Raw genomic sequence first — 14,273 nt, 5'->3', positions numbered from 1 at the left:
GCGCGCGCCCTTTCAGCCGCCGCGTCGCTCACCGCGCATGCTCGCGCACCAGCTTGGCGAATGCCTCCGCCGGTGTCGTCGCGCCATGCACCCGCTCCGACACGCCGGCCTCGACATCGATCTGCCCCGCGTTGTGCGCGTCATAGAGATCGACGATCAGTTGTGCATGGCGCTCGCTGAGCCCGGCGCGCAACAGCGTCGCGGTCCATGCGTCGCGCGGCAGTTCGCGCGCGACGATCTCGTGGTCCGCGACCGCGCCGAGCGTATCCGCGATGCCCCGCACGCTCACCCGCTGCGGCCCTTCGATGCTGACGATACGCGGCCGGTTGCCGGTTTCGGCGGAATCGAGCAGCAGCCGCGCCGCCGCGACACCGACATCGGGCGCCCAGACCGTCGGAAACACCTTGTCGACCGGATGGTGAAAGCTCGGCAGCACGCCGGTTGCGAGTGCGACGGGCAGCACGCGGGTCCAGTTCTGCAGGTGTTCGGCCGAGCGCAGCAGCGTGAGCCGCGTCGGAACCGTCCTCAGCCTTTCCTCGAGACAATGAAAGAGCCGCGTGATGCCCGTGTTGCCGTCGCGCTCGGCGCCATAGTCCGACAGCGCGAGCAGCGCGGGCGGCGGATTCGCGACGAGCGCGCCGGTCACGAGGTCGATCGTCCGCTCCATCGTTGCCGCCGGGTCGCTGTCGGCGATCGGCACCGGGCACAACATCTGCACGGCTTGCGCGCCATCGATCGCCGCGGCGACCGCGCGGGCGTCCGCCAGATCGGCGATCGCGACGTCGCAGCCGAGTTGCGCGAAGCGTTCGCGCCGGCGTGCGTCGCGCAGCACCGCGCGCACGGGATGACCTGCCTGGCGCAAGGTCGTTACAGTCGACAGTCCGACGTTGCCTGATGCTCCGAAGATCACGAACACGATCCGCTCCCGGGGGAAGATGGTGCAGTGATTCTCGGCGCTCACAGCCAACGTGACGCGCACGGACGGATGATCGGAACAGGAACGGATGTCGAATTACACGGTTGCCGAGTGTGTCCGCCGCGTCGCCTGCTCCGGCAGATCATGGGCTCGCGGATCGTCGGCCCCCGCGCGGTCCAATCCGGCACAGCGGTCGATCAACGGTCCTCGCCGTCATAAGCGAGCCGCAGCCCGCCACGCGCCCCGGAACGCGCGACCTCCGTCGGCGTCACGCCCAGCACGCGATTCATCCAGTTCGCCATGTGGCTCTGATGCGCGAACCCGGCTTCGAGCGCGATCTGGCTGATGCTGAGCCGGCCTTCGAGCAGCAACGCCTTCGCACGCTCGACCCGGCGCCGCACCACGTACTGATGCACCGGCATCCCGAGCGTCTCGCGAAACAGCACCTTGAAATGCGGCACGCTGATCGACACGAGCGCCGCGAGCTCGGCCAGCGTCATGCGGCGTTCGAGGTTGGCCTCGACATAGTCGATCACGCGCGCCGCCGCTTTCGGCGCAAGCGTACGCCGGCGCTCGCGAAACACCGGCTGGCTGTCGGCCAGCCGCGCGACGAGCGCCGTGCACAGGCTCTCCGCATAGAGCGGATCCGACGCGTCTTCCGCTTCGAGTTCGGCGGCCATCGCCCACGCGATGTGCTGCAGGCGCGGATCGCGCACCTGCAGCCGCCGGCGGATCTGCGCCTGCGACGGCTTCAGCTCGAGTTGCTCGAACGTGCGCCGCACGAACGTGTCGCTGAGTGCGACGTGCAGGATCCGGCAGTCGGCACTGTCGGTCCACTGGCCCGGCAGGCCGGCGGGAATCACGTCGATGTCGCCGTGGGCCTGGATGCGCGACACGCGTTCGCCGTCGCACACGCAATCCGCGCGCACGGGCGAGCCGATATGCACGCCGATGCGGTGATGATCCGTGGCCGGAATCCGGTACGTACCGGCGCGAATCTCCAGCAGCGACGCGCCGAAGCCGCGCCAGCCGAGCCCGCGGCTGGAGCGCAGGCTGACCGGCACGCCGTTGTCAGTCGGCGCGGCGAGAATCGGATCGCTCATGGTTCCCCTCCACCAGATCGGGTGTCGAACGCGCATTGTGACGCTTTTCCGGGCCGCTTGCCGGGCGCGCACCGCCATTCCCGCGCCGGGCAGAAAAAGATCATCCGTTCCTGCTCCGCCGCATCCTTGCCTGCGCGCGGACGGACGCCGCGACGATTACGATGGCCTCATCCGACACCTACGGAGACCGTCATGCCCCATTCCTGCCAACGACGCGCGGCGTTCATCCTCGCTTCGCCGTCCCGTGCGGCTCGCCGCCCTGCCGGCCCCGCTCCCCGCAACAACCGGACCGCCTTCGCCGCGCGGTGCCTGCGCATGATCGGCTGGTACCGCCTCGAACGGCTGCTCGCATCGATTCCCGACAGCAACGACGACTTCGGGATCGTCTGACCGGCGGAACGCACGGCTCGCACACGCCGCCCGCGTCCCCGGCGTGCGCCTACTTGCGCCGCCGCTCGTGCGGCGCCACCGTCGCGCCGTCGATCACCGGGGCGCCCTGCTTGATCAGGAAGTCGCGAAACAGCCCCGTCACCTGCGAGATCCGCCGGTCGGCGAGCGTGACCACATACCATTCGCGCTCGATCGGGTTGCCCGGAAACGGCAGTTGCCCGAGCAGCCCGGTGCGCAACTCGAGTGCACACGCGTGCAACGACAGGAACGCGACGCCGAGCCCTGCTTCGGCCATCTGCTTGATCGCCTCGTTGCTCGACAGTTCGGAGCCCACATGGAAGCGATGGCCTGCCGTCTTGAACAGGCTCTCGACGGTCGAGCGCGTGCCCGCACCGCGCTCGCGCACGAGCAGGTGCGCGGATTCGAGATCCTTCAGCGCGACGCGCTTGCGCTGCATCAGCGGATGGCCGGGCGCCGCGACGAACACCATCGGATGCTTCGCGAACTCGACCGCGTGCGTGCGCAGCTCCCTCGGCGCGCTGCCCATCACCGCGAGATCGATTTCATGCGTCGCGAGCATGCGGATGATGTCGTCGCGATTGCCGACCTTGAAATAGGTCTTCACGTGCGGGCGCGTCGCGGTGAATTTCACCAGCAGCGGCGGAATCAGATACTCGGCCGTCGTAATCGCGCCGATCCGCAGCGTGCCGCCGAGGTCGCCCGTCAGCGCGGCCACTTCGTCGCCGGCCTCGCTCCACAAATACAGGATCTCGCGCGCGTAGCGCGCCACGATTTCACCGGCCGCGGTCAGCTGCACGCCGCGCCCCACCCGCTGCAGCAGCGCAGCGCCCACCGCCTCCTCGAGCAGGCGAACCTGCAGCGACACGGCCGGCTGCGTCAGGTTCAGCTCCTCGGCCGCGCGCGACACGCTGCCGAGCCGCGCAATCATGTCCAGCGCCTTCAGCTGCCGGAACGTCGCGGCCTTTCCTATAAGTGAATACATATGAGTTGCTTATAAACATTAAATTGTTCGCGTAGGTTCAAAACTATATCGTCGGTTCTTGAGCAATGTCATCCGAATCGTCATCAGCGGGAGCCACAACATGGACCACATCACGCCTACCCTTGCAACGGACCGCGCACCCCGCGTGCCGCGCATCGTGATCGTCGGCGGCGGCGCCGGCGGCCTGCAGCTCGCCACGCGCCTCGGCGACGCGGTCGGCCGCCGCGGGCAAGCCGACGTCGTGCTCGTCGACCGCTACCCGACGCACTTCTGGAAGCCGCTGCTGCACGAAGCCGCATCCGGCCATCGCGATCCGGCCTCGCACTCGATCGAATACGCGGCGCAGGCGAAGCGCCACGGCTTCCGCTTCGTGCAAGGCGCGCTGCAGCGGGTCGACCGCGCGGCACGCACGGCGACCATCGCGCCGGTGCAGGACGCGGACGGCACGGAGATCCTGCCGCAACGCGAGCTCGGCTACGACGATCTGGTGCTGGCCGTCGGCAGCGTGACGAACTTCTTCAACGTGCCGGGCGCCGCGCGTCACGCGCTGCCGCTCGAAAACCTCGACCAGGCCGAGGATTTCCGCCGCAAGTTCCTCGCCGCCTGCACGAAGGCGAACCACCTGGCCGAGCAGCAGCCGGCGCGGCGCGCGGCACCGATCTGCATCAACGTGATCGGCGCGGGCGCGACGGGTGTCGAACTGGCCGCGGCGCTGCGTCATGCGATCCAGCAGCTGACGACGTATCGCTTCAAGGCACTGGTGTCGGCGCGCGACGTACACATCCGGCTGATCGAAGGCGGCCCGCGCATCCTGCCGGCGCTCGACGAAAGGCTGTCGGCCAGGATGCAGGCGCAACTGCGCACGATGAACGTCGACGTGCTGACGGATACGCGCGTCGCGGAAGTCGGCGCGGACGCGGTCATGACCGCGTCCGGCGAGCGGCTTGCGAGCGACATCACGATCTGGGCGGCCGGCGTCGCGGGCCCCGCGATGCTGCGGGAACTCGGCGACATCGCGCTTAACCGGTCGAACCAGGTGATCGTGACCGACACGCTGCAGACGCCCGACGATCCGCACGTGTATGCGTTCGGCGATTGTGCCGCGTGCCCGTCGGCCGATGCGAGCGGTTTCCTGCCGCCTCGCGCACAGGTTGCGCACCAGCAGGCCGTGTACCTCGGCGATGCGCTCGCGCGGCGCCTCGCCGGCAAGCCGACGCCGGGCTTCACGTTCCGCGACGCGGGCACCGTCGTGTCGCTCGGCCGGGCGGGAGCCGTGTATCAGGCCGACCTCGGCGTGCGTTCGCGCTCGCTGATCGTCGACGGGCTCGCCGCGATCGGGCTGTACAAGTTCCTGTACCGCAAGCATCTGTTCAGCGTGTACGGACTGAAGCGCGCGCTGTTTCAGTCGCTGAGCCACTGGCTGCAAAGCCTCAACCAGCCGTCGATCAAGCTGCACTGACCGCAGACTGCCACACGGCATCGCAAGACGGCGTATCGGGCGCACCTCGCCCGATACGCCGTTTTCTTGTCTGCACGGATCCGGTGCATTCGTTGCGTGCGCACGTTTGGTGCATCACATGGAAGCCCGTCGATACGATGCAAATCATCCGCAAAACATGGGATCGGGCGCATCCCGCGCCGGTGTTGGCTCACCGCCCCATTCATTAGTCGAATCGTATGAGTCGACTATAAATATTAATTGGTTGCAATTTCAGGATCGACGCTAAGGTGTGGGGCATTCCCGTCCGCGAACGGATCGTCACGTCTCAGGAGAGGAATCACCGTGGTCATCGAAGCCATCGTCACCCGTCTCGACGCCGCATTCGCGCAGATCGAAGCGACACCGGATTCGCACGAATCTCGCAACCAGCGCGATGCGATCATCCAGTGGCTCGACAGCGCGTCGGAGCAAGGATATCGACTCGGTCTCGTCACGACGCTGCCTGCCGCCCGGCTCAGCGACATGTTCGAAGGCCAGTTCGGCCGCGCGAACCTCGACCGCTTCTCGGTCGTCGTGACCGACGCTCATCAGCAGGACTCCGTATCAAGCCAGCATCCGTTCGACATCGCGCTGCAGGCGCTGGGCGTGCCGCCCGAGCGCGCGGTGGCCGTCGCGAGCAGCGAACCGGAACGCCGCGAAGCCGAGACGTTCGGCCTGTCGCGTTGCGTGCGCATCACCGACACGATGCGCTCGATCGCATCGGCAGGCCTGCACTGACGTGAGCACCTGCATACGGGCCGGCTCGCGCGGGACGTGTATCGCAACGGCGCGCGGGTCATCCTGAAGATGCTGTTAAACAAGCGCGCAACGGATTTCCAGGGCGGCGTGCGACGGCGAGAAGCTCGCCGCCGGAAGCCGCTTCTACGATTACACGGGATTGAAGCGCTGTGACGGATAGCCTCGACGCGTCGTCAGTCCACCGGGTAATCGAGATCGTGCCAGCGCTTCGCCGATTTCCCGCCCGATCCAAGATGACCGCCGGGGAAGCGCATGACCGCAATCGCGTGAAGCGCTTTCTCGTCGAGCGCGGCGTCGCCGCAACTGCGCCTGACCTTGAGATCGCGGACACGCCCGTGCTCGTCGAGCCAGACACGCACGATCACGCGCCTTCTCGACGCGCCGTTCTGCACGCCGCGTGACAGCAGGCGGTCCATCAGCGGCATGAGTTTCTCCGTGATGCTCGAACGCTTCGGTTATCGATACGTGCCGGTCTGCGTGCAACGTCAGTGCTGAATGGCCACGCTTTTGTGCGTCGCCCGCACGGCCTTCGGCTTCGCAACGACGGGCGCCTTCGGATCGATGCCGACCGCATGCTCGACCTTGCGGGTCTTCGCGGGTGCCGCGTGCGCCTTCGACACGGGTTTCGCGTCGGCATGCGCCGCGACCGGCGCATTCGACCGCGAAGAACCGGGTTGCCGCCCCGGCTTCACGGCCGCCGCACCGCTTGCTGCCACGGGTGAATGCTTGACCTGGTGTGCGTATTCCTTGACGTCGTGGTCGCTCATCCACGATTCCGTATAGGCCGCCGACGCGGGCTGTGACAGGTTGAGATACGCGACCGATGCGACGAGAAAGGCACGAACATGCGTGCGACGATTGAATGCGGTAATGACGAATGCTCCTTGCGAACTGGCTCGACGCCCTCTATCGGCGCCGTCGTGGCGGCACGATAAATGAGCGCATTCAGCATCGCAAGCGTCTGAGGGGGATCCAAACGATTCTTGACGTTTGAATGATCGATCCTGTGCGCGAGACCACTCACGCACCGCGTTCGACCGCGTCGGACATGCCGATGTTGTCACGCGTGCGGCATCGGCAACCTGCCGAACTCGGGCCCGCCGACGGTGTCGAACGTGCATCGCCGGAGAATCGCATGAAACGCGCCGCCCCTTTCGCCATCCTGACCCTGCTTGCCGCCGTCAGCTTGCCGGCGGTCGCCGGCACCGCCACGGACAATGCCACCGCGCCGGTTGCGCAGCAAGCGAGAAACTGCGTGCCGTCCTCGACCTCCGCCGGCGCAGCGCCCGGCTCCCGCGCGGCGTCGAAGGCGCCACCGATCCGCATCTGCGTCGGCGATTCCGATACGCAACTGAACCTGCCGTGGTTCCTGACCGACGTCCTCACCGCCATGGACACGCATCAATCGCCTCGCGACCTGCTCCACAAGATGCGCAACGACTTCTGAAGCGCGGTCGCCGGATGTGACGCGCGATGCAAATATTTCTCGCCAAGCATCAATCTCGATATTGCGCTATTTTTTGAATAACAATATTTCGTAATCGCGCGTAACACGCCTTATACTTGCCGCGCACCATCCTCGTGCCAAGAGACGGTGTCTTCTGTCCCGGCTGCACATCGATGCGGCCGGGTTTTTTTTGGGTGTGCGATACCGACATACATCCGTTGTCGATGTATGTTACGAAAGAGCGCCTCGAATCCTGTGCTCCCGCCGCGATGCCGCTTCGTGCGTTTCGCGAGCGTAGAATCGATTTGCGTCCCGATATGGGCGCGAGCCGCGGTGCCCCGGCCAGGCACGGCGAATGCCTCGCGCCAATTCATCGACCGGTTCGACCTGCATTCACATGCGCACAACAACAAGTACGACCCGAGGACCATCCGCGCTCGCACCGCGCCCGAAACCCGCGTTCCAGCGCAGCGGCGCGTGGTCGCACATCGTCTTCCCGGTTGCCCTGATCGTCTGCATCGTCGTGTTCGTGCTGGCGCTCGTCGTTGCAGGGCGTCTGGCGCGAGACTCGATTGCACGGCACGAAAGCGACGTCGCGAACGACATCGTGATATCGGTCGACCGCATCCTCGACGGGATTCGCACGCGGCATCCGGATGAGTTGAACGCGCTGGTCGGGCGGCCCTGCACGACGATCTTCAGGACGCTCGCCGAAGTGGGCACTCACCTGCGCTATCTTCGGGCCGTCGGGCTGGCGAACAACGGTCGCGTCACCTGCTCGTCGGCGCTGGGCGCGATCAACGTCCCGCTCGACGCCTACATTCACGCGCCAGCGCCGGGGATGACGGCCATCACGCTGCTTCGGCAAACGCCGTTTCAGCGTGACGTTCCGGTGCTGGTGGCGTTTCGCGCGACCGCGCCCGACTCCGGCGTCCTTTATCTGGTCGAAGGCGACTATGTGGCAGACGTGCTCGCGCACGGAACCCGCTTCGGGGCGGAAACGGCCACCCTGTCAATCGAGGGCGCGGGAAGCATCGATCAGCATGGTGCGTTCGTCCCGTCACTCAGCGCGGCGCCGGCCACGGGCAGCAAGATTGCGTCGAACGCGTGGCCATTCACAGTCTCCGTCAGCTCGGCGGAACCCTACGTTTCGCAGGTGCAGCGGCGCTACCGACTCATCTGCCTGACGATCGCGCTGCTGGTCAACGGCCTCGTCGCGGCCACGTACCTGCTCGCGATGGCGCCGCGCCGGCTGTTGCTGAAGGCCGTTCGCAATGCGCTGAAGCGCAACGAATTTCATGTCGTCTACCAGCCGATCGTCGAAGTCGAAACGCGCAGGACTGTCGGCGTCGAGGCGCTGCTGCGCTGGCACCATCCGAAATGGGGAGCCATCAGTCCGGCCGTGTTCGTGCCGCAGGTCGAATCAAGTGCGGTCCTGCCGAAGGTGACCGAGTTCGTGCTTCGGAGGGCCGTATCGGAACTGACCGCACTCGCGCCGTCGGTACCGCTACGCATCGCGATCAACGTCGCGCCGAAGGATCTTGAACGCGCGCGCTTCGTGTCCGTCGTCGAAGACACGATCGGCAGGCTTCCACAGGGCAGCACGCTGGTCCTCGAAGTGACCGAGCGCATCCTGCTCGAGAAGAATCCGCGCACCACCGAGATATTCGCCACACTGCGCGCGAAAGGCGCGAAGTTCGCGATCGACGACTTCGGCACGCATCACAGCAACCTCGACATGCTGTCGCGCTTTCCCTTCGACTACGTGAAGATCGACCGACAGTTCATCTCGCAGCTCACGACGGGCAACGCGAAACTGATCGAAGGAATCGCGGCGGTCGCCCACCACTACGGCCTGAAGATCATTGCCGAGGGCGTGGAGACGGAAGAGCAGCATCGCGCGCTGCATGCGGTCGGGATTCAGTACGCGCAGGGCTATCTGTATCAGCGGCCACGGCGAGCGGAACACCTGAAGCGGAATTTCGCGCCGATGCCGGCTTGAATGCCGCATCGGCGCTAAACGCCCGGTCGGCGAATACGTGACGCACACGCGTCGTCCGGTCCGCACGCGACGCCGGCTGCCGCACGTGGTCGATGCGCTGCGTGGCGGGTCGCGCGGCGGCTTCCTGCCACCTGATGCCATCGATCCGCCCTTCGGCGGGAACCGCGCGAGAGGCGCTAAAATCCGCCGCCTGGGCATCCACGACGAGCAAGCGTTTTGACGGAGTTCGAGCAAGGTTTCATCCTCACCCGCCACTGGCGGGACACCGCATCCGGCATCGAGATCGAGTTCTGGCTGGCAACCGAACACGGTCCGCGCCGCGTGCGGCTGCGCCCGCAGGAAGCCGTCGCGTTCGTGCCGGTCGAGCAGCAGGCGCTCGCCGAACGCACGCTCGCCGGCGAACGCGATGCCGAACTGCGCCCGCTCGCGCTGCGCGACTTCCGCCAGCGCGCGGTGGCCGGCCTCTATTGCCGCCGCTACCGCCACCTGTCCGGACTCCAGAAACGCCTCGCCGCGGCCGGTGTCGACGTCTACGAAGCCGACGTGCAGCCGCCCGACCGCTACGCGATGGAGCGCTTCATTACCGCACCGGTGCTGTTTCGCGGCACGGCCGGCCACGACGGCACGCTGACCGACGCCGAACTGAAACCCGCGACCGGCTATCGGCCGACACTGCGCTGCGTGTCGCTCGACATCGAGACGAGCGTCCACGGCGAGCTCTATTCGATCGCACTCGAGGGCTGCGGACAACGGCAGGTCTACATGCTCGGCCCGCCGAACGGCGACGCGTCGGCCGTCGACTTCCGTCTCGACTACTGTGACAGCCGGGCCGAGATCCTCACACGCCTCAACGAATGGTTCGATGAATACGATCCCGATGCGGTGATCGGCTGGAACCTCGTGCAGTTCGACCTGCGCATCCTGCATGCGCACGCGGAACAATACGGCGTGCCGCTGACGCTCGGCCGCGGCGGCAGCGTGCTCGAGTGGCGCGCGCACGGCCAGCAGCCCGACCATTTCTTCGCGGGCGCGGCCGGCCGCCTGATGCTCGACGGCATCGACATGCTGAAATCGGCGACGTGGACGTTCCCGTCGTTCAGCCTCGAATACGTGTCGCAGTCGCTGCTCGGCGAAGGCAAGTCGATCGACAATCCGTATCAGCGGATGGACGAGATCCAGCGCCGCTTCGATCACGACAGGCCCGCGCTCGCGCGCTACAACCTGAAGGATTGCGAACTCGTCACGCGCATCTTCGACAAGGCCGACCTGCTGTCCTTCGCGCTCGAACGCGCGACCGTCACGGGCCTCGCGGCCGATCGCACCGGCGGCTCGGTCGCCGCGTTCACGCACCTTTACCTGCCGCGCATGCACCGGCTCGGCTACGTCGCGCCGAACCTCGGTGACGTGACGGGCCAGAACAGTCCCGGCGGCTTCGTGATGGATTCGCGGCCCGGCCTGTACGACTCGGTGCTCGTGTTCGACTACAAGAGCCTTTATCCGTCGATCATCCGCACGTTCCTGATCGATCCGGCCGGGTTGATCGAGGGGCTCGCGCATCCGGGCGACGACACGTCGGTGCCGGGCTTTCTCGGCGCGCGCTTCTCGCGCACCGCGCATTGCCTGCCCGACATCGTGCGGCGCGTGTCCGAAGGCCGCGACGAAGCGAAACGCCAACGCAACGCGCCGCTGTCGCAGGCGCTGAAGATCATCATGAATTCGTTCTACGGCGTGCTCGGCTCGACCGGCTGCCGGTTCTTCGATCCCCGCCTCGCGTCGTCGATCACGATGCGCGGCCACGAGATCATGCATCGCACGCGCGAGCTGATCGAGGCGCAGGGCTACGAAGTCATCTACGGCGATACCGATTCGACCTTCGTCTGGCTCGGGCGCGAGCACGACGACGACGCAGCCGCCGCCAAGGGCCGCGCGCTCGTCGAGCACGTGAACCGCTGGTGGCAAGCGCACCTGCGCGACCGCTTCAGGCTGGAGAGCGCGCTCGAACTGCAGTACGAGCGGCATTACCGGCGCTTCCTGATGCCGACCGTGCGCGGTGCAGAAGAAGGCAGCAAGAAGCGCTATGCGGGCCTCGCGCTCGCGGCGAACGGCGGCGAGGACCTCGTGTTCAAGGGGCTCGAAACGGTGCGCACCGACTGGACGCCGCTCGCGCAGGCATTCCAGCGCGAGCTCTACCGGCGCGTGTTCAAGCGCGAACCGTATCAGGACTTCATTCGCGACTACGTGCGCCGCACGCTCGCCGGCGAATACGACGCGCAACTCATCTATCGCAAGCGCGTGCGCCGGCCGCTGAGCGAATACCAGCGCAACGTGCCGCCGCACGTGCGCGCCGCGCGGATCGCCGACGAATTCAACCAGGCGCGCGGCCGGCCGCTGCAGTACCAGCGCGGCGGCTGGATCAGCTACGTGATGACGACGGCCGGCCCGGAGCCGCTCGAGACGATGCGCTCGCCGATCGACTACGCGTTCTACGTGAGCCGTCAGTTGCAGCCGGTCGCCGATGCGATCCTGCCGTTCCTGCGCGACGATTTCGAACGCGTGATTTCCGGGCAGGGGCAGTTGTTCGGCGACTGACGACACGCGGTACTGCGCTCGCCAATATCTTCATACGGTTGCGTTTGCAACCGCTTCGCATCCTGTTGGGCCTCGGGTTGCGCACGCCTCGATCGGCATTCAGGCCGGCCCGCTCGCCGGCCGACACCGCGATACCGTAGGCGCTCGCCGCGACGGCAGCGTGCGACTTCACCGTAAGTTCGCCGACGGCTGCGAAACTCGGGCGCGACCACGACGAACTGATCGACGCGATCGCGCGACGCGATGCCGACGCCGCCGAACGCGCCGCGCACGAGCACACGATGCTGTTCCAGAAGCGCTTCCTCGACTACATGAAGCAGAACATGACGGAATCGATGGCCGTGCTGTAACGCCGCACGCCGGAAGGAGTGCGTCCGTCCGGCTAAAATACCGGCCTGCCGCGCCCCCTGCCGCGGCCGGAGGACATTCATCATGACCGCACGTCGCGGTGCCGCGGTCGCCATCGCGCCCGGTCACGAGACAGCCAGCCTGTCGAAAGCCCAGAAAACGTTCAATACGCTCGTCAAGCACATCGAAAAGCGGCGCGAGCGGCTCGGCGCGTGGGAAGCCGTGATGCCGGCGTTCCAGAAGAAGTTCGTCGACGCGCTGTTGCCGCTCGAACAGGAAGCGACGGCGCTGCGGATCCGGCTGATTCATCTGCTCGACGACACGTTTCTGCAGAAAGGCTTGAGCAAGGCCGAACAGCGCACGCTGTCCGACCTGATCGCCGACATGGCGCGCGATTTGCTGAATATGAGCGACGACGCGGCGCTGAAGATCATTTACAACCGGCACGCCGAATCCGGGCAGGTCGGCAACGCAGCGGCCGGGCCCGAGCCAACGGAACCGGAGCGGGAGCCCCAACCGCAATCGCAACCTGCTGACGATCTGGACTCACTATCGCCGGACGAGCTGGCCGAACGGATGCAAGCCGAACTCGACGCACAGTTCGAGCGCGACATGGCCGCTCACGCGGCCCGCGAGGCCCAGCGCGCGAAGCGCAAGAAAGCGCCGAAGCAATCGGCCGCGCAGGCCCGCGTCGAAGCCGAGCAGGCCGAATCGAGCAAGTCGATCCGCGAGATCTATCGCAAACTAGCCAGCGCGCTGCATCCCGATCGCGAAACCGATCCGCTGGAACAACAACGCAAGACCGTGCTGATGCAGCGGGTCAACCGCGCTTACGAGAAGGGCAACCTGCTGCAGCTGCTGGAACTGCAGCTGGAGATCGAACAGATCGACCGCCGTGCGATCGACGGCCTCAGCGAAGCGCGGCTCACGCGCTACAACGGCATCCTGGAGGAGCAACTGCGCGAACTCGATCAGGAGATCCAGCACGTCGAGAACGATTTCCGGCGGACCTACGGCATCGCGTCGTCGAACAAGGTCGCGCCCGATACGGTCCTGCGCATGCTCGCGCGCGACATCGCCGGCATTCAGCGCAGCAACCAGGACCTGGCCGTCGCGCTGCGCGAGTTCGAGGATCCGGATCAGGTCAGGAGCTGGCTGAAGGACATGAAGCGCCGGAGCGCATCGTCGCGCTTCGACGAGGATTCGTATTGAGCCGGCAAGCGCGGGCAAACGCGCGATGCACACGCCGCGCCCTTCACTGCGGCTCGCCGATCCCGCCCATCAGCATCATCAACTGCTCACGCAGCCACCGACTGCCCTGATCCTGATCGGCGCTGCGGTGCCAGTAGCAGAAGTATTCGAGCCCCGGCATCTCGAACGGCAGCTCGAGAATCCGCGCCGGGTAACGCTGCAGCAGCCTGAGCGGCGCCGTCAGCGCGAGATCGCCGCGCATCGCGATCAGCGGCGCGACCATGTAGTGCTGCACCCGCATCTGGATGTTGCGGCGCAGCCCGAGCCGCGTCAGCTCCGCATCGACGTGCCCGCTGCCCTTGCGGCGGCTCGACACGTGGATGTGCCCCATCGACAGGTAGTCGTCCATGGTCAGCGCGTCGCCCTTGAACGGGTGATCGTCGCGGATCATGCATGCGTAGCGGTCGCGCACGAGCAGCGCCTGATGCAGGTGCGGGTCGCCGATCAGCGGCGCGTCGATCGCGATGTCGACGGAGCCGTTCGCGAGCGCGGTCGCCACTTCGCGGCGGTCCATCGTGTAGCTGCGCACGTGCATGCCGGGCGCATGCGTCTGCAGCAGTTCACCGAGCGCGGGCAGCAGCAGCGCCTCGGTCAGGTCGCTCATGCTGAGCCGGAACACGCGCTCGGACGAAGCGGGATCGAAAACGTCGCCTTCGTGCGCGCTCGAATCGAGCAGCTGCAGCGCCTCGCGCACGCGGCCGACGATGTTCTCGGCCATCGGCGTCGGCATCATCCCGGCCGGCGTGCTGACGAACAGCGGGTCGTTCAGCGTCTTGCGCAGCCGCGCCAGCGCGTTGCTGACGGCCGGCTGCGTGAGGTTCAGCACCTCGGCCGCGCGCGTCAGGTTGCGCTTGTTGTAGATCGCCTCGAATACGACGAACAGGTTCAGATCAATCTTCGAAAGACGCATCGCCGGATCTCCTTGCCGGCATCTTAATACGGCGTGCGTCTCCCGCTCCTCCACGTCGCGTCCCCGCGCGGCGCG

The 14,273-nt window shown here is 66.5% G+C and carries 13 protein-coding genes and 1 pseudogene; 8 read left to right on the top strand and 6 right to left on the bottom strand.

Annotated features, from left to right (window positions below):
• Positions 1 to 28: 28 nt before the first annotated feature.
• Together LGM71_RS15730 and LGM71_RS15725 are read right to left on the bottom strand one after the other, a co-directional pair.
• Complete coding sequence (locus tag LGM71_RS15730; RefSeq protein ID WP_226115320.1) at positions 29 to 916, bottom strand: NAD(P)H-binding protein; 888 nt, start codon at positions 914 to 916, stop codon at positions 29 to 31.
• Positions 917 to 1,113: 197 nt separating this feature from the next.
• Positions 1,114 to 2,019, bottom strand: a complete 906-nt coding sequence (locus LGM71_RS15725) for an AraC family transcriptional regulator (RefSeq protein ID WP_174910143.1) — start codon at positions 2,017 to 2,019, stop codon at positions 1,114 to 1,116.
• Between the two features lie 192 nt (positions 2,020 to 2,211).
• Here LGM71_RS15725 and LGM71_RS15720 point away from each other — a divergent pair, with 192 nt between their 5' ends.
• The gene (locus LGM71_RS15720; RefSeq protein WP_226115319.1) at positions 2,212 to 2,409 is read left to right on the top strand and encodes a hypothetical protein; all 198 of its coding nucleotides are present in this window, start codon (positions 2,212 to 2,214) and stop codon (positions 2,407 to 2,409) included.
• 49 nt (positions 2,410 to 2,458) lie between these two features.
• Here the strand turns inward: LGM71_RS15720 and LGM71_RS15715 are convergent, their stop codons facing one another.
• The gene (locus LGM71_RS15715) at positions 2,459 to 3,412 is read right to left on the bottom strand and encodes a LysR family transcriptional regulator (RefSeq protein WP_124627743.1); all 954 of its coding nucleotides are present in this window, start codon (positions 3,410 to 3,412) and stop codon (positions 2,459 to 2,461) included.
• 100 nt (positions 3,413 to 3,512) lie between these two features.
• Between LGM71_RS15715 and LGM71_RS15710 the strand changes: the two genes are divergently transcribed.
• Positions 3,513 to 4,871: an NAD(P)/FAD-dependent oxidoreductase gene (locus tag LGM71_RS15710; RefSeq protein ID WP_226115318.1), complete on the top strand. Its 1,359-nt coding sequence runs from the start codon at positions 3,513 to 3,515 to the stop codon at positions 4,869 to 4,871.
• A 324-nt stretch (positions 4,872 to 5,195) separates the two neighbouring features.
• The gene (locus LGM71_RS15705) at positions 5,196 to 5,630 is read left to right on the top strand and encodes a phosphatase (protein WP_059604883.1); all 435 of its coding nucleotides are present in this window, start codon (positions 5,196 to 5,198) and stop codon (positions 5,628 to 5,630) included.
• 194 nt (positions 5,631 to 5,824) lie between these two features.
• Here the strand turns inward: LGM71_RS15705 and LGM71_RS15700 are convergent, their stop codons facing one another.
• Both LGM71_RS15700 and LGM71_RS15695 read right to left on the bottom strand, forming a co-directional pair.
• Positions 5,825 to 6,067 (bottom strand): energy transducer TonB, encoded by a 243-nt coding sequence (locus LGM71_RS15700; protein ID WP_226115317.1) that lies wholly within the window; start codon positions 6,065 to 6,067, stop codon positions 5,825 to 5,827.
• 69 nt (positions 6,068 to 6,136) lie between these two features.
• Complete coding sequence (locus tag LGM71_RS15695; protein ID WP_151047181.1) at positions 6,137 to 6,418, bottom strand: transcriptional regulator; 282 nt, start codon at positions 6,416 to 6,418, stop codon at positions 6,137 to 6,139.
• Positions 6,419 to 6,786: 368 nt separating this feature from the next.
• On the opposite strand from LGM71_RS15695, the gene LGM71_RS15690 reads away from it, so the two are divergent.
• The 5 genes and pseudogenes from LGM71_RS15690 (at position 6,787) to LGM71_RS15670 (ending at position 13,249) form a co-directional block, all read left to right on the top strand.
• Positions 6,787 to 7,098: a hypothetical protein gene (locus LGM71_RS15690; RefSeq protein WP_059605184.1), complete on the top strand. Its 312-nt coding sequence runs from the start codon at positions 6,787 to 6,789 to the stop codon at positions 7,096 to 7,098.
• A 355-nt stretch (positions 7,099 to 7,453) separates the two neighbouring features.
• Positions 7,454 to 9,100: an EAL domain-containing protein gene (locus tag LGM71_RS15685; RefSeq protein WP_226115315.1), complete on the top strand. Its 1,647-nt coding sequence runs from the start codon at positions 7,454 to 7,456 to the stop codon at positions 9,098 to 9,100.
• Positions 9,101 to 9,316: 216 nt separating this feature from the next.
• Positions 9,317 to 11,689, top strand: a complete 2,373-nt coding sequence (locus LGM71_RS15680) for a DNA polymerase II (RefSeq protein WP_226115314.1) — start codon at positions 9,317 to 9,319, stop codon at positions 11,687 to 11,689.
• A 203-nt stretch (positions 11,690 to 11,892) separates the two neighbouring features.
• Positions 11,893 to 12,039 (top strand): annotated as a pseudogene (locus tag LGM71_RS15675) (GntR family transcriptional regulator); the annotation flags it as partial.
• Between the two features lie 82 nt (positions 12,040 to 12,121).
• On the top strand, positions 12,122 to 13,249 hold the full coding sequence (locus LGM71_RS15670) for a J domain-containing protein (RefSeq protein ID WP_226115313.1): 1,128 nt from the start codon (positions 12,122 to 12,124) through the stop codon (positions 13,247 to 13,249).
• A 43-nt stretch (positions 13,250 to 13,292) separates the two neighbouring features.
• Here the strand turns inward: LGM71_RS15670 and LGM71_RS15665 are convergent, their stop codons facing one another.
• Positions 13,293 to 14,198 carry a LysR family transcriptional regulator gene (locus LGM71_RS15665; protein ID WP_059604864.1) on the bottom strand — a complete coding sequence of 302 codons (906 nt, stop codon included), beginning with the start codon at positions 14,196 to 14,198 and terminating at the stop codon, positions 13,293 to 13,295.
• Positions 14,199 to 14,273: the final 75 nt, after the last annotated feature.

Source organism: Burkholderia sp. AU33545 (assembly GCF_020419685.1).
GTDB classification, from domain to species: Bacteria; Pseudomonadota; Gammaproteobacteria; order Burkholderiales; family Burkholderiaceae; genus Burkholderia; species Burkholderia diffusa.
This window is presented reverse-complemented; position numbering and strand designations above follow the sequence as displayed.